Source organism: Chryseobacterium sp. Marseille-Q3244 (assembly GCF_940807095.1).
Lineage (GTDB): Bacteria > Bacteroidota > Bacteroidia > Flavobacteriales > Weeksellaceae > Chryseobacterium.
The window spans coordinates 74,793-98,621 of sequence record NZ_CALNWX010000013.1 but is presented as its reverse complement, the minus strand read 5'-3'; the positions used below and the strand labels follow the sequence as shown (position 1 = coordinate 98,621).

The following is a 23,829-nucleotide window of genomic DNA, read 5'->3' as shown; positions in this document are numbered from 1 at the left end:
ATGGGAAAAGGTAAGGAAGCGTGAACCAGAAGAGGGAAGTTAATAGAGGTTCGTTATGATAACAAGTCTGTACCTATCATTTATTCTCAAAATGAATTGGCATTCACGGCTTGTTGTGAACAATAACTTCCCTCTTCCTGTTTCCAGCCTTTTAATACTAATTTAATCATCCTTCAAATTAAAAATCCCTAACTTTGTTTATTCATACAGACGTTCCAATGCAGAATAAGCTAAAAATTATCAACGATCCTGTTCATGGATTTATCAAGATTCCTCACGAAATTTTATTTGATATTATTGAACATCCCTATTTTCAAAGATTGAGAAGGATTGGGCAAACCGGTCTTTTAAATCTGATTTTTCCAGGTGCTACACATACAAGGTTTCATCATGCATTGGGTGCGATGCATTTGATGTTTACTGCTTTGGAAACCTTAAAGCAGAAAGGGGTTAAGATTTCTGAAGAAGAGGAAAAAGGAGCGATGTTGGCTATTTTAATGCATGATATCGGACACGGACCGTTTTCCCATGCTTTGGAGAGTATGCTGATGGATGACTGGCATCATGAAAAACTTTCTTTATTGCTGATGAATAAACTGAACGAAGAATTTAATGGTCAGCTATCCATGGCTATTGAAATGTTTCAGGGACAATATCATAGGAAGTTTTTTAACCAGCTGATTTCATCTCAATTGGACGTGGACAGATTAGATTATCTGAAAAGAGATAGCTTTTTTACAGGCGTATCTGAAGGGAATATTAATACCCAGAGAATTATTTCCATGATGAATGTGTGTGAAGAAGGAGAACTGGTTATTGATGCAAAAGGAATTTATTCTATAGAAAACTTTTTAACGGCCAGAATGTTTATGTACTGGCAGGTATATTATCATAAAACCTCAGCCTTAGCTGAATTCCTGTTGGTAAAGATTCTTGAAAGAGCAAAATATCTGATTTCTCAGGGGATTGAACTTCCAGCAACAGAAAATCTGAAATATTTTTTGTACCGTGGAAAGAGTGCAGCAACAGATGAAGATATAGAAAGATTTACAAGATTAGATGATAATGATGTGATTCAGGCTATGAAAGAATGGCAGAATTCTGATGATTTTGTTTTATCCTATTGGTGTAAAAGTGTTATTCAGAGAAACCTTCCGAAGACTATTATTTCATCACACCCTTTTAATGAGAAGATTATTGAAGAAAAAACAAAAATCACCAATGATTTTTTTGGAATTGATAACGGGAAAGAATTGGTTTATGAGATCAAAAGGAAACTTTTACCTTACGATACTGAAAAGCAGCCGATTTATTTATTGCAGAAAAATGGTAAAAGAATGAAACTACACGAATCAGAAGATCAGCTTTTATCAGGGTTGATGGTAAATAAAACAACACGCTATATCCTTATGTTTCCAAGAGATATCTCTCGCTTGGATTCTTAAATAATATTAAAATTGAATATCTGAAATCAAAAAATGTTTGCAAATTATAGAATTTCTTATCTTTGCAGAATATGGAATTCACAGCTTCGCAAATTGCAAGTTTTATTGACGGAAAAATAATAGGTGATGAGAACGCACTTATTACAGGGGTTTCTCCAATTGAAAATGGAGAATCAGGACATCTTTCTTTTATAGCACAAGATCGATTTTCTCATTTTTTAGATACCTCAAAATGCTCCGTAATCATCGTTTCGGAAAAACTTCTGAACGAAAATAGTTATAACCCAACCTTAATTGTAGTAAAAGATGCCTATCTATCTTTTCAGATTCTGATGAATTTATATCAGGAGATGAGAGGAAGAAAAGAAGGTATTGAAGATGGTTCATCCATCCATGATTCAGCTGTGATAGGTGATCAAGTGTATATAGGAGCGTTTACATATGTTTCTGAGAAAGCTAAGATCGGGGATAGATCACAAATTTATCCACATGTATATATTGGTAAAGGAGTAAAAATTGGTAAAAACTGTAAAATAGACAGTGGTGCCAGAATTTACGATTACTGTATTATTGGGGACAATTGTGTTATTCATTCCAATACAGTAGTAGGAGGAGATGGTTTTGGGTTTCAGCCCACTGCTGAAGGCTTCAAAAAAATTCCACAGCTAGGAAACGTAATCATAGAAGATGATGTAGAAATTGGTTCAAACTGTAGTATTGACAGAGCAACAATAGGTTCTACCATCATTGGAAAAGGGACAAAAATTGATAATCTGATCCAGATTGCCCATAATGTGAAAATAGGACAGAATAATGTCATTGCAGCACAAGCTGGAATTGCAGGTTCTACTACCATCGGAGACTGGAATCAAATTGGAGGTCAGGTAGGAGTTGTCGGACATATCAAAATCGGAAACCAAGTGAAAATTCAGGCCCAAAGTGGTGTGAATTCAAGTGTTAACGATAGAGAAACTTTATATGGTTCACCGGCAATCAGCTATAATGACTATTTAAGAAGCTATGTTCATTTCAGAAATTTCCCTGAAATAGTTAACAGAATAAATAATCTTGAGAATAACTCAAAAGATAATACTAATGAGTGATATGCAAAAAACGCTTCAGGAAGAAGTAACCCTTTCTGGAATAGGCCTTCATACTGGTAAAGAAGTAAAACTTACCATCAAACCCGCAAAAGAAAACACGGGATTTGTATTTGTAAGAACCGATTTAGAGGGACACCCTCAGGTTGAAGCTGATGTTAATTATGTAGTAGCAACAGAAAGAGGTACAACATTAGAAAAGCTTGGCGTAAAAATTACTACCTGTGAGCACCTTTTGGCAGCTTTAGTAGGTTGTGATATAGACAATGCAGTGTTGGAAATGGACGCATCTGAGCCTCCTATTTTAGATGGATCATCAAAGTATTTTGTAGAAGCTATCGAAAGTGTAGGAGTTGTAGATCAGAATGTGGCCAGAGAATATTTGGTTGTAAAAGAAGTGCTTACTTACAGTGATCCGGCTACAGGTTCGGAAATCACAATTATTCCTTCAGATACTTACGAAGTAACTACCATGGTAGATTTTGGGACTAAAGTGTTAGGAACTCAAAATGCTACCCTTAAAAATATTTCCGAGTTTAAAGACGAAATCTCTTCTGCAAGAACATTCAGTTTCTTACATGAATTGGAAATGCTTTTAGACCACGGATTGATCAAAGGAGGAGATATCTCCAATGCGATCGTTTATGTAGATAAGGATTTAACTCCGGAAACTACAGAAAAATTGAAAAAAGCCTTTGGTAAAGATAATGTATCCATCAGACCCAACGGTATTCTTGATAATCTTAACCTAAACTATCCTAACGAAGCGGCAAGACACAAATTACTGGATGTAATTGGTGATTTAGCTTTGGCAGGGGTAAAAATTAAAGGTAAGGTTATTGCTAACAAACCTGGACATTTTGTAAATACTCAATTTGCAAAAAAATTAAACCGTCAGTGGAAATTGCAGAAAAAGAAAAACGTTCCGGATTTTGACTTAACAAAAGAACCGGTATTCGATATCAACGGAATCATGAAGCTAATGCCTCACAGACCTCCGTTCTTATTAATTGATAAAGTTCTAGAACTTTCAGACTCTCATGTAGTAGGATTGAAAAATGTAACAATGAATGAACCTTTCTTCGTTGGTCATTTCCCTAAAGAGCCAGTAATGCCTGGAGTTCTTCAGGTTGAAGCTTTAGCTCAGACAGGTGGTATTCTAGTTTTAGCAAGTGTTCCTGATCCAGAAAACTATTCTACCTATTTTATCAAGATTGATAAAGTGAAATTCAAGAGAAAAGTAATTCCGGGAGATACACTTATATTTAAAATTGAATTAATAGAACCTATCAGAAGAGGTATTGTGCACATGCAGGGGTACGGATATGTAGGAGATACAGTGGCAGTAGAAGCAGAGCTTATGGCTCAAGTTGCAAAAAATAAAGTTGATTAAATGATTCATCAGTTAGCAGCCGTAGATAAACGTGCGAAAATCAGCAAAAATGTAATCGTAGAACCATTTACTACAATTGCAGGGGACGTAGAAATTGGAGAAGGAACATGGATTGGTCCAAATGTTACCATCATGGATGGAGCAAGAATAGGGAAGGATTGTAAAATTTTTCCCGGGACTGTAATTTCTGCTATTCCTCAGGACTTAAAGTTCGATGGTGAAGATACACGAACCATTATTGGAGATAATACTACTTTAAGGGAATGTGTAACAATAAATAGAGGAACAAAAGCTTTAGGGTATACCAAAGTAGGAAGCAACTGTCTTATTATGGCTACTTCCCACGTTGCGCATGACTGTATCATAGGAGATAATGTAATTATTGCCAATGGTTGCGGTATTGCAGGACATGTTGAGATCGGAGACTTTACTGTAATGGGAGGATTATCTGCTGTTCAGCAGTTTGGTAAGATCGGAAAACATACGATGATTTCCGGAGGGTCTTTGATCAGAAAAGACGTTCCACCTTATGTAAAAGTAGCAAGAGATCCTATTTCCTATGCTGGTATTAACTCGGTAGGGCTTAGAAGAAGAGGTTTTTCCAATGAGAAAATTTTTGAAATTCAAAAGATTTACAGAGCTATTTTCCAAATGAAGATGAACGTTTCCCAAGCATTAGCTTATATTGAAAAAGAAATGCTTCCAACGGCAGAAAGAGATGAGATTCTTCAATTTATCCAGAACTCACCAAGAGGTATTGTGAAAGGATACGGTACAGGAAAAGACAGCAACTAAAAGTGCTAAAAATTAAGTAAAAAAAGATAATATATATTAATGGCAACAAGTAACGATATCAGAAAAGGTCTTTGCATCGAATTCAGCAATGATATTTTTAAAGTAATTGAGTTCCTTCACGTAAAACCAGGAAAAGGTCCTGCATTTGTAAGAACAAAATTAAAATCTGTGACAAATGGAAAAGTATTAGATAATACATTCTCTGCAGGTCACAAAATTGAAGAAGTAAAAGTAATCACAAGAAAGTTCCAGTATCTTTATGATGATGAGAACGGATTCCACTTCATGAATAACGATGATTTTTCTCAGTTATATTTAAATAAAGATATGATTGAAAACTCAAACTTGATGAAAGCAGGTGAAGAAGTAACAATCATTTTGAAAGAAGCTGATGAAACTCCGCTTTCTGCTGAACTTCCACAATCAGTATATCTGGATGTCATTGAAGCTGATCCGGGTGTAAAAGGAAACACTGCAACCAATGCTCTTAAAAACGCAATCGTTGAAACAGGAGCAAGAGTAATGGTGCCGTTGTTCATTGAACCGGGAGACAAAATTAAAGTGAGCACTGAAGACGGCAGCTACTTAGAAAGAGTAAAAGAATAAATAAAATTTACATAAATTCGGTTTGCATTAGCACTCCGAATTTTGTTTTATAAGAAAATCTATTGTTATGAGATTCCATTCTCCACAAAAGCTTAAAACGATTGCAGATTTAATAGGCTCAAAATTTATTGGCCCTGAAGACTTTGAAGTATTGGGAACCAATGAAATTCACATGGTAAAACCTGGTGATATCGTTTTTGTGAATCATCCTAAATATTATGACAAGGCACTAAATTCTGCTGCAACTATCATTTTAATTGATAAAGAAGTAGATTGTCCCGAAGGTAAAGCACTTCTTGTTTCTGAAGATCCTTTCAGAGACTTTAATAAGATCAATACCCACTTTACAAGAATTTACAACTTTACAGAACAACTTCATGATGTGGAAATTGGGGAAGGAACAAAAATTCACTCCTCTGCAGTCATTGGAAACAATGTGAAGATTGGAAAAAATACCTTAATTTTCCCAAATGTTGTGATCGGTGACAGAACTGTTATCGGAGATAATGTAATCATTCAGTCTAATACAGTATTAGGAGGTGATGCCTTCTATTACAGAAAATTAAATGGGAATTTTGACCGCTTAATTTCTGTAGGAAATGTAGTGATTGAAAATAATGTGGAAATAGGTAATGGATGTACCATTGATAGAGGGGTTACAGATTCTACTATCATTGGTGAAGGTTCAGTGTTGGATAATCAGATTCAGATAGGACATGATACTGTAATCGGGAAAAAATGTCTGATAGCCTCTCAGGTTGGAATTGCCGGCTGTTGTATCATTGGAGATGAAGTAACTTTATGGGGACAAGTGGGAATTGCTTCCGGGAATAAAATCGAGAGCGGATCTGTGCTTTTAGGGAAAACCGGAGTGAACAGAGACCTTGAAAAAGGAACCTATATCGGCATGTTTGCAGAAGATTTCAAAACTTATCTGAAAAAAGAAGTAAAGCTGAGAAATCTCAAATAAACAATTCCAAAGGTTTTGTCCAAAATCAAAGAAATTTGAGTAAATTTGTGAGCATTAATAAAATAATAAATAAATTAAAACAACAATAAAATGTCAATTTTAGTAAACAAAGATTCTAAAGTAATTGTACAAGGATTTACAGGGAACGAAGGAACTTTCCACGCTGGTCAGATGATTGAATACGGAACAAATGTAGTAGGTGGTGTTACTCCAGGAAAAGGAGGAAGCGAGCACTTAGGAAAACCGGTATTCAACACAGTAGCTGACGCTGTTGAAAAAGCAGGAGCAAACGTAAGTATTATTTTCGTACCACCGGCATTCGCAGCAGACGCTATCATGGAAGCTGCTGAAGCAGGGATCAAAGTAATTGTATGTATTACTGAAGGTATTCCTGTAGCTGATATGGTAAAAGTAAAATCTTACATCGCTGACAGAGACTGCAGATTAATCGGACCAAACTGCCCTGGAATCATTACTTCTGAAGAAGCTAAAATTGGTATTATGCCAGGTTTCGTTTTCAAAAAAGGGAAAGTAGGTATCGTTTCAAAATCAGGAACCCTTACTTACGAAGCTGCTGATCAGGTAGTAAGAGCAGGTTACGGTATTTCTACAGCAATCGGTATTGGTGGTGACCCAATTATCGGAACAACTACAAAAGAAGCTCTTGAATTATTCATCAACGACCCTGAAACTGAAGCTGTTGTAATGATTGGTGAAATCGGTGGAGGACTTGAAGCAGAAGCTGCTAGATGGTATAAAGCTAGTGGATCTACTAAGCCAGTTGTAGGATTTATCGCTGGACAAACAGCTCCAAAAGGAAGAACAATGGGACACGCTGGTGCTATCGTAGGAGGTGCAGAAGATACAGCTCAGGCAAAGATGGAAATCATGAGAGAGAATGGTATCAACGTTGTTGATTCTCCTGCAGATATCGGTGCTACTGTAGCGAAAATTCTAGGATAATATAAAAACCAAACAATATGAAAAAACTTTTATTAGCCTCAGCTTTAACCCTTTCCACTTTATCCTTTGCACAAGTGCAATGGAAAAATACAAGATTCGGGGTTACAGCGGGATTAAACTATTCAAGAGTTTCAAATGCCCATAATCCTTCAGGCCCAAGATACGCCTTTCAAGGTGGAGCTTTGGCTTTAATTCCCGTAGGAAAAACAAACCAGTTTTATATCCAACCTGAAGTTCTATACTACGGGGCAGGAGAAACTGGGAAAGATAGTGACGCTAAGAATGCGAGTGGTTATAACGCAGTATATGCTAATAACTATTTGAGTGTACCTCTTTATTTCAAAGGGTACTTTTCAGAATCAGAATCTGAGTTCTTTGGATTTTTAGGACCTAGATTTAACTTTTTGCTCAATCAAAATGTTAAAGATGCTCCTGCAACCAGACCTTATTATTATCCGGATGGAAGTGATCCTTCACAACCTCCTGGTGTAAATGGAAAAGCAAATAGCTTTAACTGGGGGATAGGATTTGGTGTAGGATATAGCTATAAGAGACAACTTGAAGTAGCTGTAAAATATGACTTAGGTCTTTCAGATACTTACCCGAATCTTGGAAAAGAAAAAGGTGGTTCTGACAAGAAAAAATCTGAACAGGTGATCGCTCTTACCTTAAACTACATATTCAAATAAACTATTTATTCAGAATATATAAAAATCCCGGAAATAACTTTCCGGGATTTTTTATGCCATATACTAGTAAACTGGCCAGTCAGATAGTAAATGAAACCATTGTATTCTATGATGTGAAAGTTTTAGCTAAAACCAGGATTATTTATTTTAGAAATAAAAAAGAGCAAATTCGCTTGTTGCAAATTTGCCCTTTAAATTTTCAAAGTTTTTATCCTGGGAATTAACCTTTAATCCATTTCCAAAGCTCTTTTAAAGTAGCCTTATTTCCATACATCAGAATTCCTACACGATAGATTTTTCCAGCAAGGAATATCATAAAGACGGTGGTAGCCAATAATAGCACAATAGATAAGGCAATTTGCCATGCCGGAACTCCGAACGGTATTCTGGCAATCATCGCCACCGGTGAAGTAAATGGAATAATAGATAACCAGAAGCCCATTGGACCGTCAGGATTGTTCATTAATGAAAAACTTCCATACATTCCCAGAGTTAATGGTAAAATTGCAAATAAAGTGAATTGTTGTGTTTCTGTTTCATTATCTACCGCAGAACCAATGGCTGCATAAATGGAACTGTAAAATATATATCCTAAAAGGAAGAAAACAATAAATACAAAAATAATCAATGGGAAGTTAAGCTCCAGTAAGCTGTGGGAAATTTGGGTAGCAAGCTGTGTCATATCAAGTTTACTTGCCATTTGTTCATTGGCACCGGGAACGTTTTGTTGAAGTGGAGAGAATCCCGTATTTAAAACCAAAGCTCCGATCACAGACATGGTAATCCAGATCAAAAACTGGGTAAGAGCAACCAATGTTACTCCAAGGATTTTACCCATCATCAGTTCAAAAGGTTTTACAGAAGAAATAATGATCTCTACAACACGGTTGTTCTTTTCTTCCAGTACACTTCGCATTACTCTTACTCCGTAGATAATAATGAACATAAAGGTAACATACATCAGAACCATACTAAGTCCGGATTTAACACCAAAAGTAAGGTCAGAATCTTCCTTGTTGTTATCTGCAACATTAATCGTTTTCAGGCTGAAACTCTTATCAAGATCATTCAGCTGAGTTTCCTGGATTCCTAATTGCTTGATTTTTTCTTTTTTAACAACATTACTTATATCAGAAACAATTTTCTGTTTGGTGTCAAAGCCCATTTTACTGTTGATAACCAATCTTGCTCCTGATTCAAGCTCTTCATAATTTTGCCCTTTTAATTCAGGTAAAATTAAGATCCCGTCTAGAGATTCATTTCCTTTTAAATTATTGATCTTGGATTTTTCATCTGCTGCAGAAACAAATACATAGTTCAGTTTATCGTTAGATTTCAACTGATTCGTGAATAAACCACTTTTGTCAACAACCTCAATAATACTGTGCGATTCATTGGCCTTAAACATTAATCCGATTACTGCACCAAAGGCAATAATCATAACAGGTGCCAATAAAGTCAATATGATAAAGGATTTTTTCTTAACCTGCGTAAGAAACTCCCTCTTTGTAATTAAAAAAATATTTTTCATAAAATTAAGAATGGTTACTTACAGCGTTAATAAACACTTCATTCATACTAGGAATTCTTTCGTCAAATGATCTTACTTTTCCTACCTGCACAAGGTCAAGAAGGATATTATTTTGATCCGATTCATTTTTCAGATCAAAAGAAACGAGACTGTTCTCATTGGAAAAGTTGAAAAGTTCATATTTGTTCCTGAAGGTCTCTAATTGTTCACTATTCACTTCAGAAAGGGTAATTCCAAAAATATTTTTCTTGAATTTCTCTCTAACGTCAAAAACCCTTCCATCAATGATTTTCTTGGAGTTGTTAATCAGTGCCACATAATCACACATTTCCTCCACACTTTCCATTCTGTGGGTAGAAAGAATGATGGTCGTTCCGTTATTTTTCAAATCAATGATCTGATCTTTGATGAGATTGGCATTTACAGGATCGAAACCTGAGAAAGGTTCATCAAGGATTAAAAGATGAGGCCGGTGAAGTACGGTTACCACAAATTGAATCTTTTGTGCCATTCCTTTAGACAGTTCGGAAAGTTTTTTCTTCCACCATTGGTCGATGTTCAGTTTTTCAAACCATTTTTTCGCTTCATTCAGAGCATCATTCTTGCTCATTCCCTTTAGTTCTCCAAAGTACAGGATTTGATCACCTACACTCATATTTTTGTATAGACCTCTTTCTTCAGGCATATAACCGATATCTTTGATGTGGTTTGGATTCAGTTTTTCTCCATTGATTAAGATCTCTCCGGAGTCTGCCTGGGTAATCTGGTTAATGATACGAATGAATGAAGTTTTTCCGGCTCCGTTGGGTCCTAAAAGCCCGTAAATACTTCCTTTAGGAACATGGATGCTGAAATCATCCAATGCGACCTTTTTTCCGGTATTATAGGTCTTTTTAATATGTTCAGCTCTTAGCATTAAGTTGTTTTTTTACAATTAGTAGAAAAAAGTCCTTAAAGTTACGTAAATATTAAAAGAGATTGCTATAAAAGAAAAAATCCTGATGATTATCAGGATCTTAATTTATTGTTTCACGATTTGAGTAACTTTCTGCGTGTTGTCGCTCAAAATATAACGAATCAGATATTTTCCGGGTTTTAATTTTTCAATATTAATCTCTCCGGAGTTCATATTGACTGTATAATTGGCAACTTGCATACCCAAAATAGAATAAAAAGTCACACTTTTGATTCTCAAAGAAGAATCTTTTGCCTTAATGATAAGGAAATCCTTTGCAGGATTTGGATAGGCAAGCAAAACACCATCATCTGCCTTCTGAGTGATGGAACCCGGCTCTCTAAGCTGAGCTTGTAAATTGTTGGAAAATCCAACAAAAGCGCCTACAAATAAAAATAAAAGTAAAAATTTTTTCATCAAATTTATAATTTCTCGAATATATATAACAAATATAACAAATTCTATAATTTCATACAATAGTTTTTTGTATAACTTATAGTAAATTTGTAAAAACTTATTCAAAAAGTATTCCAAAATGATACATTCAAGAAATAGAAGACTTAGAGTTAATGAATCTATCAGAAGTTTGGTAAGAGAAAATGTGCTTACAACTGATGATTTTGTAATGCCGATCTTCGTAATGGAGGGCGAAAACATGCAGGAACCGATCCCGTCGATGCCGGGAATTTTCAGGCGAAGCATAGATTTAACAGTAAAAGAATGTAAGGAATTATTTTCTTTGGGCGTAAAAGCTGTCAATTTGTACATGAAGGTGTCCGAAAATCTAAAAGATAATACAGGAAAAGAAGCATGGAACAAAAACGGATTGATGCAGAATACAATCAAAGCGATCAAAGATGCTGTTCCAGGGATGGTGGTAATGCCTGATGTTGCTTTAGATCCTTATTCAATCTACGGACACGACGGAATTATTGAAAACGGAAAAATCTTAAATGATGCTACCAACGAGGCATTAGCAAGAATGTCAGTATCTCATGCAGAAGCAGGAGCAGACCTTGTGGCGCCAAGTGATATGATGGATGGCAGAGTTCAGGTAATTCGTGAAGCATTGGAAGAAAGTGGATTCACAGATGTTGGTATCGTAAGTTACGCTGCAAAATATGCAAGTTCTTTCTATGGACCTTTCAGAAGCGCTTTAGACAGTGCTCCTAAAGAAAATGTTGAAATTCCGAAAGATAAAAAGACTTATCAGATGGATTTCCACAATACTCGTGAAGCTTTGAACGAAGTATTTAAAGATATTGATGAAGGAGCAGATGTTATCATGATTAAACCAGGTCTTCCTTATTTGGATATCGTTTCTAAAGTACGTGAAGCCATTGATCTTCCAATTGCTGTTTATAACGTAAGCGGTGAATATGCGATGGTGAAAGCAGCGGTTCAGAACGGTTGGTTGGATAACGACAAAACGATCATTGAAAGTCTTACTTGTTTCAAAAGAGCAGGTGCAGATATGATCTTTACTTATTTTGCTAAGGAAGCAGCGATGATTTTAAACAAATAAAAGAAATTCAAATATCTTTTAAAATAGACTGTCAGTAAGGCAGTCTATTTTTTTGTAAGCTTTCAAAAAATATTTTCGAAATAATTCTTTATATAGAGAATATTCTTATATTAGAATTCTAAAAATTAAAATAATTATTATGAAAAATTTAAAGAAGATCGAAAGAAACCAATTGAAAGGAATTAAAGGAGGAGAAGTAATCATTGATGACCCAAATTGCGGGACATTATGTAAAGGTATTTGGCACCCATGCACAATCAATCATGTAGCTTGTCCTGATTAATTGACATACATACAAAAAAGAGATTGCTTCATCAGCAATCTCTTTTTTGTATAATGTAGCTTTTTATCCAAAACATGCTTTATAATCACGATGTCCTTCACGAATAGGACTTTCTCCGCCTTTATCATCCACACAAACATTGGTAGGGCATAGGTACCAACCAGCAGGACATCTGCCTTGTGAATCAGGAAAACGAATACTTCCGCCATTGATTGTTTTCAAATCTTTTTTACTTAATTTTTTCATAATAATTATTTTTATTGGTTTGTGAGCCTAAGATAATAAAAAATATCACACTGTTTTGAGATATTTTTCTTTTGCGAAAAAATGAATGCTCAATATATTGGTATTAATTTATCCTTTTTAAAGATGGGTGTTATAAGAGTCTTTTACTGCTGAAGTGATAAAACAGAAAAGATGATCAAAAAGGCAAACCATTTTATTATTCAAGGGGAATAATGATCATAGAAATAATATATAAAATAAGCTGTTCAGATTTGAACAGCCATTTTTTTACCCAAAGCAAAACGAATCTTTTGGATCTATAGGTTTGTTCCCGCCGTCATCAAAAATACAGACATTGGTAGGGCAAAGATACCATCCTGGAAGACAATTGCCATAGTCATCTGGGTATCCAATGTATCCGCCGTTGATTATTTTCAAATCTTTTTTTGTTAATTTTTTCATGGTGAATATTTTTATTAATTAGGTACTCTAAAATAATGAAAATATATCATATTGTTTTTGATATTTAATTATAACCATGGTTTTCTTCCATAGACATAGGTCTCATCAAACTGTCTGTCATCCATACAAAGATAGATGATGCCTTCAATAAAAGGAATAATAGAGGCAATCCCGCAGGTAACAATATTCAGAACTAACTGAATAATGCCTTCTTTGGTATATCCAAGATAAAATTTATTTAGGCCTAGCCAACCTACAAGAATACCCAATAGAGCAGCAGGAAGTTTTTTCTCTGAACGGTAAGGCATATTAGTCTGTTGCTGATTTCCTGTATTTTCTGTTTTGGTGTAACCGTAATTTTCCATTTCTTAATGTTTGTAATTGATTTTTTACAATAAGTAGTTTAAAATAATGAAATGATTTGGAAGTGAATAAGTTTACATTTAAGATCAACAAGTTTACATTAACCTATAAGTGAAGTTTATATTTTTGATATATTTGCCCTATGATTTTACGCGGAGAAAACTTAATCAAAGAATACGGTCCTAAAAAAGTTGTAAAAGGCGTTTCTGTACAGGTTCAGCAGGGAGAGATTGTTGGTTTGCTTGGTCCGAACGGGGCAGGAAAAACTACATCGTTTTATATGATCGTAGGGTTGGTTAAGCCTACTTCAGGAAAAATTTTTCTGGATAAACAGGAGATTACTACAGATGCGATGTACCGAAGAGCCCAAAAGGGAATCGGATACCTGGCACAGGAAGCTTCCGTTTTCAGAAAATTGTCTGTAGAGGAAAATATTATGGGAGTATTGCAGTTGACAAAACTTTCAAAACGCGAACAGCAAATCAAATGTGATGAACTGATCGAGGAATTTTCTTTACAGCACGTTCGTAAAAACAGAGGAGATCTTCTTTCCGGAGGAGAAAGACGTAGAACGGAGATTGCCCGTTGTTTAGCTACAAGCCCGAATTTTATTCTTCTGGATGAACCTTTCGCTGGGGTAGACCCAATTGCAGTGGAAGATATCCAAAAGATTGTAAGAAGTCTTGTAGATAAAAATATCGGAATTCTAATCACTGACCACAATGTACAGCAGACGCTTGCTATTACCAACAAAACGTATATTATGTTTGAAGGGAAGATTCTTAAAGAAGGACTTCCGGAAGATTTGGCTAATGATCCACAGGTAAGAGAAGCTTATCTTGGAGAAAACTTTGTATACCAAAGCATTTTAGACAAACCGAAAAAGAAAAAATATGCCTACAATATCTGGGCAGGTAATTTTGACTCAAAAGCTCAACTACAAGGATTTGTAGATGAAAACTTTAAGCAATTTGATGACTTGAGACTCATGTATGGTTTTGAGGATATCAGCTTTGCTTCACTGGCTAATTCTGAGATCGAACATATCTTTAATGACGTAGTGGATAAAAATGCAAACAACTCATTTGTTTTCCAGAAAAAAGAAATCAATTCACAATATTCTCTGGAGCAGGCAGAAGCTGAATCTAAAGAAGTAAGCAGACCAGAGCTTCATTATCTGACGACATATATGTATGAGGGATAAAAAATAAGCCCCGGGTCATATATATCTTAATATTTGATAAGTCTTAGAATAAGCAAGAAATACTTGCTAAAAATTATAATAAAACGTACCTTTTCTTTTCGAAACGGTACGTTTTTCAGTTTAAATAATTCCTATGGCAAAACCATTCAACAGAACAGTTACTTTATTTGGGATTTATAAACAACTTGTTCCATTCATCAGACCTTATCGGCCGATGATTTACGGAACTTTGTTTCTTACATTCCTTGGTGCTTTAGCCGCACAAGTAAACCCAATTGTATTGAAGTATACAGTAGATGAGGTAACCAAGCTTACTCATCTTCCTCATCCGATGACAGAAGGAATTCATATCCTGATCATTATTTCTATTATTTTACTGGGAAAGGAGCTATTGAATATTTTTATCAACTTCGGGCAGAAGTTTTATGGGGAAAAGATTAGAATTAATGTCAGTTCTGTGCTGGCACAATCTGCCATTGATAAAATTTTGGGCTATCGTGTGGCTTATTTTAATGATGAAAACCACGAATCTGGAAAGTTACAAATCAGAATTGACCGCGGTATTGAAAGTTTAACAAAACTAGTACAGAATTTTTTCATTGATATTCTTCCGCTTTTTTCCAATGCGATTATTGCGCTTATCATTATGTATATGCAGAATGTATATGTGGGAGCAGTTTCTACGATCATTGTTCCAATCTATTTTTACATCAGTTCATTACAAGCTAAAAAACTAAGTGGAGTACGCCGGCAACTTAGAAATCAGAGGGAGAAGAAAACCTCCGGTCTATTGAATCTGGTTAATTCTATTATGGTCATTAAAAGTTTTGTTCGTGAAAAATTTGAAGGTAAAAAACAATATGATCTGCAGATGCAGCTGATGGAAAGCCAGATGTTCACCAGAAGAACCAACTTTATTTATGATGGATTAAAAACTTTCATAGAACAGTTTGGAGTGGTTTTAATTATCCTTCTAACAGTTTATCTGGTACTCGATCAACAGATGACTATCGGAGCCATTATGCTTCATATTATGCTTTTCAACAATGTATCAGCACCAATTCGTCAACTACATAGGATATACGATGATATGAATGATGCAATGATCTATGCAGAAGGATATTTTGATATTCTTAATGCTGATAATGAAGCCGAACCGAATGGAAGTTTTGTAGAAAAGAAAATTAAAGGAACTTTTGAACTGAAAAATGTAAACTTTACTTATCCTAACGGAACACAAGCCTTACACGATGTTTCCATGAAAATTGAAAATGGAAAGACAACCGCATTGGTGGGATTAAGCGGAGCTGGAAAATCAACGGTAATTAATCTTTTATGTAAATTTTATCTGCCAGATTCAGGAGAAATTCTACTGGATGATGTGAACTTAAATGAATTTGATAATACATTTCTGAGAAGTGATTTGGGACTCGTTCTTCAGAAGAATCACATTTTTCAGGGAAGTATTGAAGACAATATCCGCTACGGAGATATGAATGCCAGCTTTGAAGAAATTCAGGCCGCAGCTAAAAAAGCATACCTTCATGATCAGATTATGGATCTTCCTACCGGTTATCAACATGATGCTACCCAACTTTCCGGAGGACAACAACAAAGAATTGCCATCGCAAGACTGTTTCTGAAGAATCCTCCGATTATATTTCTGGATGAACCTACAGCAAGTCTGGATGCCATTGCTACCGAACAGATTAAAAATTCTTTAGATGCTATTAAAGAGGGAAGAACTGTAATCATAATTTCCCATTCATTATCTCAGATTCTGGATTCAGATATGATCTATGTTATGAAAAAAGGAAGAGTGGTGGAGAATGGAACTCATGATGAACTGTACAATAAAGAAGGAACCTATCGTGAAATCTTTGATGCCTCAGCAAGAAGTTTAAATCTCGATAAATTGGTGAATACTCTTAAAGAAAATTAATAATTTTGTTGGCTTATCTTCAGCCAACAACTGTCAGAACATGAACGATCACTATCTAAAAAAACTAGACCGCGTCACAGCCATTCTTACCCAGCTGCAGTCTAAACCTGTAGTAAGGGCACAGGATCTGGCTGAAAAATTTGATGTCAGTGTAAGAACCATTTACCGGGACGTAAAAACTTTGGAGAATGCAGGAATACCAATCATTGGAGAAGCAGGAAACGGATACTCTCTGATGGAAGGCTATAAACTTCCACCGGTGATGTTTACCAAGGAAGAGGTTTTGAGTTTTATTACTGCTGAAAAGCTTATGCAGAAGTTTTCCCACCAGAGTTTGGGAAATCATTATCAGACTGCTATGGAAAAGGTACGTTCAGTGTTGAGGTATTCAGATAAAAATTTGATTCAGAATATTGAAAAACAGATTGATGTTTTTAATTTTCATACCCAACAGAAGGAGGAAGATTCTCTGAAGAATGTTATTCCCATTATTCTGGAAAGTATTGCCGAGAAAACACAGTTGAATATTGAATACCAGACGGTGGATTCAAGAGTAACTAACAGAACGATTGAAGCTGTTGGGATTTTCTTTGAATTTAATTTTTGGTATATCATGGCATACTGTACGTTGAGGAAAGATTTCAGACAATTCAGGGTAGATCGTATTTTGCAGATTTTCAAAACACAGACTCCCTTTTTGCAAGAATATGGCCAGATTAATGATTACAGAAAATCACATGGGAATAAAGTGAAGGCAAAACTCCTGGTAGATAAAAAGATAATGGCTCACCTTGTCAATTCTAAAAAATATTATGGTCTGATTGAAGAAGTAGAAACCGACCAGGGAATGGAACTTACTTTTGAAACAGAATGGATCAACGATGGATTTCCCCGCTGGGTTATTACTTTTGCAGACTATGCCACCATCCTTGAGCCGGAAAGTCTTCGGGTTAGAATGGGCGAATTGCTTGTCAAAATGATGGAAAGACATCAATAAAAACCTCAGCAGAAAACTGCTGAGGGAGATTGACTTTTATTGGCAAATAGATGAAATGGTTTATTAAGGATACTTTTATTAGAATCTTTCCCAGAAGAAAGGCGGTTCAATTCCTAAAGCTCTCAGATAAACATATCCCTGTGCACGGTGGTGAATTTCGTTATCTACAAAATAAAGAATGTTCTCATATACCGGGAACTCATATTGTCCGAATAAATTAAACGTTTCCTGGAAGCGCGTTTCAGTGATTTGTCTGAAGTAATGATTGATAACTTCAGTTTCTTCATCCCATTTTTTAAGGAGTTCTTCTTTGGTTTTTGGAGTAAAACCTTCTTCGTTGTAAGCTTCCATATTATTTTCAATGATTCCTTTTAAAGCAACTCCTCCAATATTGAGTAGTTCTGTTGCCATTTTAGCGAATGGTCTCATTCCACCAATTGAAAATTCAAATAATTCTTTTTCTGGAAAAGCTTCAATTACTCTTCTTGTCAGGTTTCTGTGCCCTTGCCAATCCTTTAATAATTGCTCAGTAGTCATGAATTGCTGGGTTGCTGTTGCTGTAGTTGTCATAATGTATCGTTTTTGTTTGTTATTGTTGATACAAAGGTATGAGCGGGTGATGACAACAGTTTGTCAGTAGGATTTTTGATGCTGAAAAAATATTTTATTTCTTTGCTAAAATATTAAAGACTACTTTTCCGTTTAAGAGAAGTATATTAATAAAAAGAAAATGATTATTTAGAATTATGAAGAAGTATATTTTGCCTGTTATGGCCACTTTTTTATTAGTATCATGTAATAAAATTGAAGAGAAGATAGATCAAACGGTTCAGGAAACCACAGAAAAGGTACAGCAGAAAGCTCAGGAAGCAGTAGAAGAGACTGTTAAAAAAACAGTGAATGAATCTATTAATTCACTAACAAATTCTGAGGATGTAAAGTTCAATACTGTTTTTCCTAATGCCGGATCTGATATGATTTCAGAAGAAAAAGGAAAAAAAATAAAACTTCCTACAGGAACCGAAGGGTATATCTTTAAGTACAAAGCAGATATTGCTGTAGTGCTTCCTTTTTTAGAAAAGCAGCCGACTTCTGATGAAGGAAAATCAGATAAAACAGCAAGAAAAATTGATGGACAAAGCATCGTCAGTAAAATAAGTCTTCTTTCAAAATTTCTTCCGGATAATACTTTTGATACAAGCTTTTTAGAAGATATTAAAACGGATAAAAGTATTCAGTATTATAAGCTGAAAAGATTCCCTAACAGTAGTACGCTTATCTACAACCCTAAAAACCAGACCATCATACAATACGTAGAGGTAAATAAATAATTTGGATTGGCCGGCTTTTGCCGGCCGTTTTTTATGAGAGTCATTGCGAGTGTTTAAGACGACTCCGACAAAAAATCTTTGAATTTTTGCCATTTCTCTGATAAAGAGGGAATGTGTACAGTCTTTCAATTGAAATATGGTTGGAAATCGGAGATTTTCAAAAAACTTTAGTGTACTTCTCAAGCAGTTAGTAGTCACCCAAAATAACTTAAGTGTTTAAAAACTTTTGCGCCTTTTGTGGTTAAATATATTCTAATAATAGTGTTACATACCTATCATGAATACATTTTACTTTTTACATTGTCCAAAAAAAGGTATTTTAGTACTATGAAAATTTATACAAAAACAGGAGATAAAGGTCAGACGGCACTTTATGGCGGAACAAGAGTTTCTAAAGCCAGTGCAAGAGTTGACAGCTATGGAAATATAGATGAGCTCAATTCATTCATCGGAATTGCAAAAAGTCATATTGAGGATGAAGAAGTTTTGAGACAATTGAAAAAAATCCAGTTTGATTTATTCACGGTAGGTTCAGAAGCGGCAACACCTGTAGATAAACTGATGTTGGCAAACGGAAAATCGCGTCTTCCCATCATTATTTCAGAAACAGAAATCGAGGAATTGGAGCAGTGGATGGATATTTTTGACGAAAAACTGGAACCTCTTCAATATTTTATTCTTCCTGGAGGTGGAAAACCTGCAACCTTTTTACATGCGGCAAGAACCATCTGTAGAAGAGCAGAACGTTCATTGGTGTTCTTAAATGAGGCTGAAGAGGTACGTCCTGAATTAATAAAATATTTAAACAGATTATCAGATTACCTTTTCGTATTGGCAAGGTATATATCAAAACTAAACAACGAACCGGAAGAATACTGGAACCCGAATGAGAGATAAAGTATTACTTTTCATCAACGGAGAAGCTCCCAAAACTTTTCCAAATCCGGATCATTATGATTTGATTGCCTGTACAGATGGTGCTTTTCATTATCTTAAAAGGATTGGATTTCCTTTAGATAAACTGGATTTTATTTCCGGTGATTTTGATTCCCATTCCGGATCTGATGAAAATATTTACCAGGAAAAGTTTATCCATACGCCGGATCAGAATCACACTGATTTTTATAAAGCACTGGATATTATCATTGAAAAAGGAGGGAAGAATGTAGATGTTTATGGCGGAAGTGGGGGTGAGCAGGATCACTTTTTAGGAAATCTGACGGTTGCTTATGCATTTAAAGATAAATTGAAAGTGAAGTTTTATGATGAATTTTCAGAATATTACTTCATTCCTAAAAATTTTATAATAAAAGGAATAAAAGATAAAATGGTTTCCCTATATCCATTTCCTGCAGCTGAAAAAATTACAACAAAAGGATTGAATTGGCCCTTGGATAATGGAAGTTTAAACATTACCTCAAGAATTGGAACCCGGAATTTTGCAGTGGAAGATGAGGTTTCCATTACCTATGAAAAAGGAGATTTGTTGATTTTTATTGGCAAAAATTATTTGTAATTTAAAAAAACATGAATTACAAAAATGGTGTTAATCCATTTTTTCAGATAATAAAATTAATCTGATATTACATCAATAGAAATGGGTTTTAGTATAAAATAAAGTCTATTGGCTTTAGCCAAAACCTAATAATAAAGTAAAATTTTAAACCACAGAAGTCTCAAAATATGTTCTGAGAACTTTTTTGAGCCTTTTGTGGTTAAACAAAAAAATATTGAATACATTCATCAAAATATCGGTTGTCACTATTTCATTATTCTGTATTCTCTCATGCAAAACACAGCATTTTGAGCGCCCTGAATATGGTAAAAACCAAACGGAAAAGGTGATTAAGATTAAAAAGGTTCATAACTTCCGGGCAGTTGGCAATATTAAAAATACCGAAGGACGATCTTTAAAAGAAGGAATGTTCTACAGAAGTGCTCATCTTCATAAACTTAAAGAGAAATCTTTTGATGAGTTTGAAAAATTAGGCATTACAGAAATTATAGATTTAAGGAATTCAAAAGAGATTTTTGAGAGCCCTGATCATTTGCCGAATGGAATTACGTATAAGAAATATTCAGCATTTGAAGATGAAGGAGACCAGTTGTCACAGGCAAGAAAACTTGTGCTGAAAGGAAAGGTAAATGCTTCTGATGCAGACAAAAGAATGATTGATTTTTATCGTGAATATGTTACTGAAAATCCGGAAATCATAAAAACCATCATTACAGAGATTCTGGAATCTGAGAAACCTGTTCTTTATCATTGTACAGCAGGTAAGGATAGAACCGGTATTGTAACCGCTTTACTGCTTACAATATTGAAATTTGATAAAGAAACCATCTATAATGAATATCTTTTGTCCAACAATTTTCGAAAGCCTTTGGTAGAGAAAAGACTTCGCTTAGCAAATAACCTTCATTTCCTGTATCCGAAGATGGATTTACAGGTTTTGGAGAAGTTAAGTTGGGTAGAAAAAAGATACCTTGATGCAGCTTTTGGAGCGATTGATAAAAAATATGGTTCTATAGATGCTTATATTCAGCAGGTATTAGGTATTTCTGAAGTCAAAAGAGAGGGATATATTCAAAAGTTTACCCTCTGATTATCAGGGGTAAATTTCTCTAAACAACAATATTGTTGTTTTATTTAAAATTATAATAATTTTAACACCTAAAAATCAAACTTTTTTAGCAATTTTGCATTTCTTAATTCACTTGTTTAGAAATGAAAATAAAGTACTCGGAACTTATTGATCAGACATTATATTTTCCTACGGAGGAATTTAATGTTTCTGAGAACAATTTGTTGTTTCACGACGTTCCATTGATGGACGTAGTTGAACAATTTGGCACTCCGCTAAAGATTAGCTATCTGCCGAGAATTTCTCAAAATATTCAAAAAGCCAAAAGCTGGTTTAAAGAAGCTTTTGAAAAAATTGAATATAAAAAGAATTATACCTACTGTTACTGTACAAAATCCAGTCATTTCAATTTCGTATTGGAAGAGGCACTGAAGAACGATATTTCGATAGAAACGTCTTCTGCCTATGATATGGATATTGTAAAATCTCTTTATGAGAAAGGGAAAGTAGATAAAAACATTGAGGTAATCTGTAATGGATTCAAGACTGATGACTATCTGACCAATATTTCAGATATGATCAATAGTGGTTTTGGAAACATTACTCCGATTTTGGATAATTACCGTGAACTGGATAAGCTTACAGAAAGTATAGATTCTACGTTCAATATCGGGATCAGAATCGCTTCAGAAGAAGAACCTAAGTTCGAATTTTATACCTCAAGACTAGGAATCGGATATAAAGATATCATTCCTTATTACAGCCAGAAGATCGCTGAACACCCGAATGCAAGATTGAAAATGCTTCACTTTTTCATTAATACGGGAATCAAAGATACTTCTTACTACTGGAACGAATTGTACAAATGTCTTCGTGTATATGCACGTTTGAAGAAAATCGCTCCTGAAGTGGATTCATTGAATATTGGTGGAGGTTTTCCTATCAAAACCTCTCTGAATTTTGATTACGATTACCAATATATGGTAGAGGAAATTGTTTCTCAGATCAAAAAATTCTGTGAAGAAGAAGGAGTAGAAGAACCAAACATCTATACTGAATTTGGAAGTTTTACCGTTGGAGAAAGTGGGGCAAACCTTTATAAGATCATTTCTCAGAAACGTCAGAATGACAGAGAAAAGTGGAACATGATTGATTCTTCTTTCATGACGACACTTCCTGATACATGGGCCATTTCAAGACACTTTATTATGCTTCCGTTAAACCGTTGGGAGGATAGCTATGAAAGAGTATTTTTAGGGGGATTGACGTGTGATTCAGATGATTATTATAACTCTGAACAACATACGAATGCCATTTATCTGCCTGTTTTCAGTGATACGAAGCCGTTGTATATCGGATTCTTCCATACAGGAGCTTATCAGGAAACCATCGGAGGATATGGTGGAGTACACCACTGTCTGATGCCTCAGCCAAGACACGTCCTTATTCAGAAAGATGAAAACGGTGAATTACAGTATGAAATTTTCCGTGAAAAACAGGAACCGGAAGATATATTGAGACTTTTAGGTTATAAATAATTTTGTAATCAATAGAAACGGGCTAAACCCTGTTTACAAAAATAATAAGTCGATTGGCTTTAGCCACAACTTATACATAACAAAAGCTCTCAGGATACCTGAGAGCTTTTGTTATTTAAAAATATTTTGAAATTTTGTCCAGTTCAAGGTCTTCATAATCAGAAACCACAGTGTCAGCTAATGTGTAATCCTGATTTTTTGAATGTGGACTTCTATAAGCAGCACAGAATATTTTAGCTCTGTGGGCTGCCAGAATGCCATTCGTAGAATCTTCAATCACCATACAGTTTTCAACAGATTCAGCTGCCATTTCAGCTGCCAATAGAAAAACTTCCGGATGAGGTTTGGATTCCTTTAAATCCGCACCGCTGATCTTTCCACTGAAATATTTTTCCAGTCCGAATTTCTCAAATACCATATTAATGGTTATCATCGTTGCCGAAGAAGCTAAAATAAGCTTGATACCATTTTCGTGATAATGCTGAATCAGGTTTTTTACTCCTGGAATCAGGTCAAACTCATCATCATTATAAAAATAATCTTTAAAATGTGATCTTTTGATCCCTGCAATCGCTTCGTGTGTATGACTCAAGTCAAATTGACTGATTAATGTTTCACAAACCCTTTTTGTTGAAGCACCGGTAAAAGAAGTGTATAAATCTTCGGAAACTGCAATTTCCAATTCATCAAACGTTTTGAAATAGGCTTTTCTATGCAATGGTTCTGTATCTACAATTACCCCATCCATATCGAAAAGAACAGCTTTTAAAGACATATTCTAAGTTTTTCACAAAAGTAGGAAATTGAGCTGAAAGGTGAAAGTTAATGCAGAATTAGGGAAATATCATTTCTTAACTGACTGGGTTTGAGATAAGGAGTAGAGTAAGACCAGAAGATGGAGGCTGGACGTTATTATAAGGAAAGTTC

The 23,829-nt window shown here is 35.0% G+C and carries 25 protein-coding genes and 1 pseudogene; 18 read left to right on the top strand and 8 right to left on the bottom strand.

The annotated features are described in order from the left end of the window. The first annotated feature begins 218 nt into the window (after positions 1-218). The 8 genes from NBX25_RS19215 to NBX25_RS19180 all read left to right on the top strand — a co-directional run bounded on the left by NBX25_RS19215 (position 219) and on the right by NBX25_RS19180 (position 7,961). Complete coding sequence (locus NBX25_RS19215; RefSeq protein WP_123911838.1) at positions 219-1,445, top strand: HD domain-containing protein; 1,227 nt, start codon at positions 219-221, stop codon at positions 1,443-1,445. 71 nt (positions 1,446-1,516) lie between these two features. Beyond that, positions 1,517-2,548, top strand: a complete 1,032-nt coding sequence (lpxD, locus tag NBX25_RS19210) for a UDP-3-O-(3-hydroxymyristoyl)glucosamine N-acyltransferase (RefSeq protein WP_123910434.1) — start codon at positions 1,517-1,519, stop codon at positions 2,546-2,548. Then, positions 2,541-3,938: a bifunctional UDP-3-O-[3-hydroxymyristoyl] N-acetylglucosamine deacetylase/3-hydroxyacyl-ACP dehydratase gene (locus NBX25_RS19205; RefSeq protein WP_045500260.1), complete on the top strand. Its 1,398-nt coding sequence runs from the start codon at positions 2,541-2,543 to the stop codon at positions 3,936-3,938. Before lpxD ends, NBX25_RS19205 begins: the two co-directional genes overlap by 8 nt. After that, entirely contained in the window at positions 3,939-4,733 is a 795-nt protein-coding gene (gene lpxA, locus NBX25_RS19200) for an acyl-ACP--UDP-N-acetylglucosamine O-acyltransferase (protein WP_068944369.1), read from the top strand. 39 nt (positions 4,734-4,772) lie between these two features. Beyond that, positions 4,773-5,339, top strand: a complete 567-nt coding sequence (efp, locus tag NBX25_RS19195) for an elongation factor P (RefSeq protein ID WP_123910436.1) — start codon at positions 4,773-4,775, stop codon at positions 5,337-5,339. A gap of 67 nt (positions 5,340-5,406) precedes the next feature. Beyond that, entirely contained in the window at positions 5,407-6,309 is a 903-nt protein-coding gene (locus NBX25_RS19190; protein ID WP_123910438.1) for a UDP-3-O-(3-hydroxymyristoyl)glucosamine N-acyltransferase, read from the top strand. Between the two features lie 90 nt (positions 6,310-6,399). Further along, positions 6,400-7,272 (top strand): succinate--CoA ligase subunit alpha, encoded by an 873-nt coding sequence (gene sucD / locus NBX25_RS19185; RefSeq protein WP_123910440.1) that lies wholly within the window; start codon positions 6,400-6,402, stop codon positions 7,270-7,272. A 17-nt stretch (positions 7,273-7,289) separates the two neighbouring features. Next, positions 7,290-7,961 (top strand): porin family protein, encoded by a 672-nt coding sequence (locus NBX25_RS19180; protein WP_250255027.1) that lies wholly within the window; start codon positions 7,290-7,292, stop codon positions 7,959-7,961. 220 nt (positions 7,962-8,181) lie between these two features. On the opposite strand, the gene NBX25_RS19175 is transcribed toward NBX25_RS19180, so the two are convergent. The 3 genes from NBX25_RS19175 to NBX25_RS19165 all read right to left on the bottom strand — a co-directional run bounded on the left by NBX25_RS19175 (position 8,182) and on the right by NBX25_RS19165 (position 10,864). Beyond that, entirely contained in the window at positions 8,182-9,492 is a 1,311-nt protein-coding gene (locus tag NBX25_RS19175; RefSeq protein WP_123910444.1) for an ABC transporter permease, read from the bottom strand. A 4-nt stretch (positions 9,493-9,496) separates the two neighbouring features. Next, positions 9,497-10,408, bottom strand: a complete 912-nt coding sequence (locus NBX25_RS19170; protein WP_123910446.1) for an ABC transporter ATP-binding protein — start codon at positions 10,406-10,408, stop codon at positions 9,497-9,499. A 105-nt stretch (positions 10,409-10,513) separates the two neighbouring features. Then, complete coding sequence (locus tag NBX25_RS19165; RefSeq protein WP_123857350.1) at positions 10,514-10,864, bottom strand: T9SS type A sorting domain-containing protein; 351 nt, start codon at positions 10,862-10,864, stop codon at positions 10,514-10,516. Between the two features lie 118 nt (positions 10,865-10,982). Here NBX25_RS19165 and hemB point away from each other — a divergent pair, with 118 nt between their 5' ends. Together hemB and NBX25_RS19155 are read left to right on the top strand one after the other, a co-directional pair. Beyond that, positions 10,983-11,972 carry a porphobilinogen synthase gene (gene hemB, locus NBX25_RS19160; protein ID WP_250255025.1) on the top strand — a complete coding sequence of 330 codons (990 nt, stop codon included), beginning with the start codon at positions 10,983-10,985 and terminating at the stop codon, positions 11,970-11,972. Between the two features lie 139 nt (positions 11,973-12,111). Further along, the gene (locus tag NBX25_RS19155; RefSeq protein WP_164464451.1) at positions 12,112-12,255 is read left to right on the top strand and encodes a bacteriocin-like protein; all 144 of its coding nucleotides are present in this window, start codon (positions 12,112-12,114) and stop codon (positions 12,253-12,255) included. Between the two features lie 63 nt (positions 12,256-12,318). On the opposite strand, the gene NBX25_RS19150 is transcribed toward NBX25_RS19155, so the two are convergent. The 3 genes from NBX25_RS19150 to NBX25_RS19140 form a co-directional block, all read right to left on the bottom strand. Next, positions 12,319-12,501: a bacteriocin gene (locus NBX25_RS19150; RefSeq protein WP_123910449.1), complete on the bottom strand. Its 183-nt coding sequence runs from the start codon at positions 12,499-12,501 to the stop codon at positions 12,319-12,321. Positions 12,502-12,768: 267 nt separating this feature from the next. Then, a complete protein-coding gene (locus NBX25_RS19145) occupies positions 12,769-12,942 on the bottom strand; it encodes a hypothetical protein (protein WP_164464452.1) in 174 nt (57 codons plus the stop codon). A 68-nt stretch (positions 12,943-13,010) separates the two neighbouring features. Further along, a complete protein-coding gene (locus tag NBX25_RS19140; RefSeq protein ID WP_123910451.1) occupies positions 13,011-13,307 on the bottom strand; it encodes a TM2 domain-containing protein in 297 nt (98 codons plus the stop codon). A 140-nt stretch (positions 13,308-13,447) separates the two neighbouring features. Here NBX25_RS19140 and lptB point away from each other — a divergent pair. From lptB to NBX25_RS19125, 3 genes and pseudogenes are all read left to right on the top strand, one after another. After that, positions 13,448-14,173, top strand: a pseudogene (gene lptB, locus NBX25_RS19135) (LPS export ABC transporter ATP-binding protein); the annotation flags it as partial. A 550-nt stretch (positions 14,174-14,723) separates the two neighbouring features. Continuing rightward, positions 14,724-16,451, top strand: coding sequence for an ABC transporter ATP-binding protein (locus tag NBX25_RS19130; protein ID WP_123911839.1), 1,728 nt, complete (start codon positions 14,724-14,726; stop codon positions 16,449-16,451). 40 nt (positions 16,452-16,491) lie between these two features. Beyond that, positions 16,492-17,448, top strand: coding sequence for a helix-turn-helix transcriptional regulator (locus NBX25_RS19125; RefSeq protein ID WP_250255021.1), 957 nt, complete (start codon positions 16,492-16,494; stop codon positions 17,446-17,448). A gap of 78 nt (positions 17,449-17,526) precedes the next feature. Here NBX25_RS19125 and NBX25_RS19120 read toward each other — a convergent pair whose 3' ends face one another. Beyond that, positions 17,527-18,018 (bottom strand): DinB family protein, encoded by a 492-nt coding sequence (locus NBX25_RS19120; protein WP_123857343.1) that lies wholly within the window; start codon positions 18,016-18,018, stop codon positions 17,527-17,529. Positions 18,019-18,194: 176 nt separating this feature from the next. Between NBX25_RS19120 and NBX25_RS19115 the strand changes: the two genes are divergently transcribed. The 5 genes from NBX25_RS19115 to NBX25_RS19095 all read left to right on the top strand — a co-directional run bounded on the left by NBX25_RS19115 (position 18,195) and on the right by NBX25_RS19095 (position 22,902). Next, positions 18,195-18,779, top strand: a complete 585-nt coding sequence (locus NBX25_RS19115) for a hypothetical protein (protein ID WP_250255019.1) — start codon at positions 18,195-18,197, stop codon at positions 18,777-18,779. A gap of 327 nt (positions 18,780-19,106) precedes the next feature. Then, the gene (locus NBX25_RS19110) at positions 19,107-19,676 is read left to right on the top strand and encodes a cob(I)yrinic acid a,c-diamide adenosyltransferase (protein ID WP_115969229.1); all 570 of its coding nucleotides are present in this window, start codon (positions 19,107-19,109) and stop codon (positions 19,674-19,676) included. Next, on the top strand, positions 19,666-20,295 hold the full coding sequence (locus NBX25_RS19105) for a thiamine diphosphokinase (RefSeq protein WP_250255017.1): 630 nt from the start codon (positions 19,666-19,668) through the stop codon (positions 20,293-20,295). Before NBX25_RS19110 ends, NBX25_RS19105 begins: the two co-directional genes overlap by 11 nt. A gap of 214 nt (positions 20,296-20,509) precedes the next feature. Continuing rightward, on the top strand, positions 20,510-21,385 hold the full coding sequence (locus tag NBX25_RS19100; RefSeq protein ID WP_250255009.1) for a tyrosine-protein phosphatase: 876 nt from the start codon (positions 20,510-20,512) through the stop codon (positions 21,383-21,385). A gap of 122 nt (positions 21,386-21,507) precedes the next feature. Further along, positions 21,508-22,902, top strand: a complete 1,395-nt coding sequence (locus NBX25_RS19095) for a type III PLP-dependent enzyme domain-containing protein (protein WP_123857339.1) — start codon at positions 21,508-21,510, stop codon at positions 22,900-22,902. A 115-nt stretch (positions 22,903-23,017) separates the two neighbouring features. Here NBX25_RS19095 and NBX25_RS19090 read toward each other — a convergent pair whose 3' ends face one another. After that, positions 23,018-23,677 carry an HAD family hydrolase gene (locus tag NBX25_RS19090; RefSeq protein ID WP_250255007.1) on the bottom strand — a complete coding sequence of 220 codons (660 nt, stop codon included), beginning with the start codon at positions 23,675-23,677 and terminating at the stop codon, positions 23,018-23,020. Between the last annotated feature and the right edge of the window lie 152 nt (positions 23,678-23,829).

Excerpts from the sequence above, each read along its gene's own strand:
- NBX25_RS19215 (WP_123911838.1), top strand. The coding sequence starts at position 219 with ATGCAGAATAAGCTAAAAATTATCAACGATCCTGTTCATGGATTTATC.
- lpxD (WP_123910434.1), top strand. The coding sequence starts at position 1,517 with ATGGAATTCACAGCTTCGCAAATTGCAAGTTTTATTGACGGAAAAATA.
- NBX25_RS19205 (WP_045500260.1), top strand. The coding sequence starts at position 2,541 with ATGAGTGATATGCAAAAAACGCTTCAGGAAGAAGTAACCCTTTCTGGA.
- lpxA (WP_068944369.1), top strand. The coding sequence starts at position 3,939 with ATGATTCATCAGTTAGCAGCCGTAGATAAACGTGCGAAAATCAGCAAA.
- efp (WP_123910436.1), top strand. The coding sequence starts at position 4,773 with ATGGCAACAAGTAACGATATCAGAAAAGGTCTTTGCATCGAATTCAGC.
- NBX25_RS19190 (WP_123910438.1), top strand. The coding sequence starts at position 5,407 with ATGAGATTCCATTCTCCACAAAAGCTTAAAACGATTGCAGATTTAATA.
- sucD (WP_123910440.1), top strand. The coding sequence starts at position 6,400 with ATGTCAATTTTAGTAAACAAAGATTCTAAAGTAATTGTACAAGGATTT.
- NBX25_RS19180 (WP_250255027.1), top strand. The coding sequence starts at position 7,290 with ATGAAAAAACTTTTATTAGCCTCAGCTTTAACCCTTTCCACTTTATCC.
- NBX25_RS19175 (WP_123910444.1), bottom strand. The coding sequence starts at position 9,492 with ATGAAAAATATTTTTTTAATTACAAAGAGGGAGTTTCTTACGCAGGTT.
- NBX25_RS19170 (WP_123910446.1), bottom strand. The coding sequence starts at position 10,408 with ATGCTAAGAGCTGAACATATTAAAAAGACCTATAATACCGGAAAAAAG.
- NBX25_RS19165 (WP_123857350.1), bottom strand. The coding sequence starts at position 10,864 with ATGAAAAAATTTTTACTTTTATTTTTATTTGTAGGCGCTTTTGTTGGA.
- hemB (WP_250255025.1), top strand. The coding sequence starts at position 10,983 with ATGATACATTCAAGAAATAGAAGACTTAGAGTTAATGAATCTATCAGA.
- NBX25_RS19155 (WP_164464451.1), top strand. The coding sequence starts at position 12,112 with ATGAAAAATTTAAAGAAGATCGAAAGAAACCAATTGAAAGGAATTAAA.
- NBX25_RS19150 (WP_123910449.1), bottom strand. The coding sequence starts at position 12,501 with ATGAAAAAATTAAGTAAAAAAGATTTGAAAACAATCAATGGCGGAAGT.
- NBX25_RS19145 (WP_164464452.1), bottom strand. The coding sequence starts at position 12,942 with ATGAAAAAATTAACAAAAAAAGATTTGAAAATAATCAACGGCGGATAC.
- NBX25_RS19140 (WP_123910451.1), bottom strand. The coding sequence starts at position 13,307 with ATGGAAAATTACGGTTACACCAAAACAGAAAATACAGGAAATCAGCAA.
- NBX25_RS19130 (WP_123911839.1), top strand. The coding sequence starts at position 14,724 with ATGATTTACGGAACTTTGTTTCTTACATTCCTTGGTGCTTTAGCCGCA.
- NBX25_RS19125 (WP_250255021.1), top strand. The coding sequence starts at position 16,492 with ATGAACGATCACTATCTAAAAAAACTAGACCGCGTCACAGCCATTCTT.
- NBX25_RS19120 (WP_123857343.1), bottom strand. The coding sequence starts at position 18,018 with ATGACAACTACAGCAACAGCAACCCAGCAATTCATGACTACTGAGCAA.
- NBX25_RS19115 (WP_250255019.1), top strand. The coding sequence starts at position 18,195 with ATGAAGAAGTATATTTTGCCTGTTATGGCCACTTTTTTATTAGTATCA.
- NBX25_RS19110 (WP_115969229.1), top strand. The coding sequence starts at position 19,107 with ATGAAAATTTATACAAAAACAGGAGATAAAGGTCAGACGGCACTTTAT.
- NBX25_RS19105 (WP_250255017.1), top strand. The coding sequence starts at position 19,666 with ATGAGAGATAAAGTATTACTTTTCATCAACGGAGAAGCTCCCAAAACT.
- NBX25_RS19095 (WP_123857339.1), top strand. The coding sequence starts at position 21,508 with ATGAAAATAAAGTACTCGGAACTTATTGATCAGACATTATATTTTCCT.
- NBX25_RS19090 (WP_250255007.1), bottom strand. The coding sequence starts at position 23,677 with ATGTCTTTAAAAGCTGTTCTTTTCGATATGGATGGGGTAATTGTAGAT.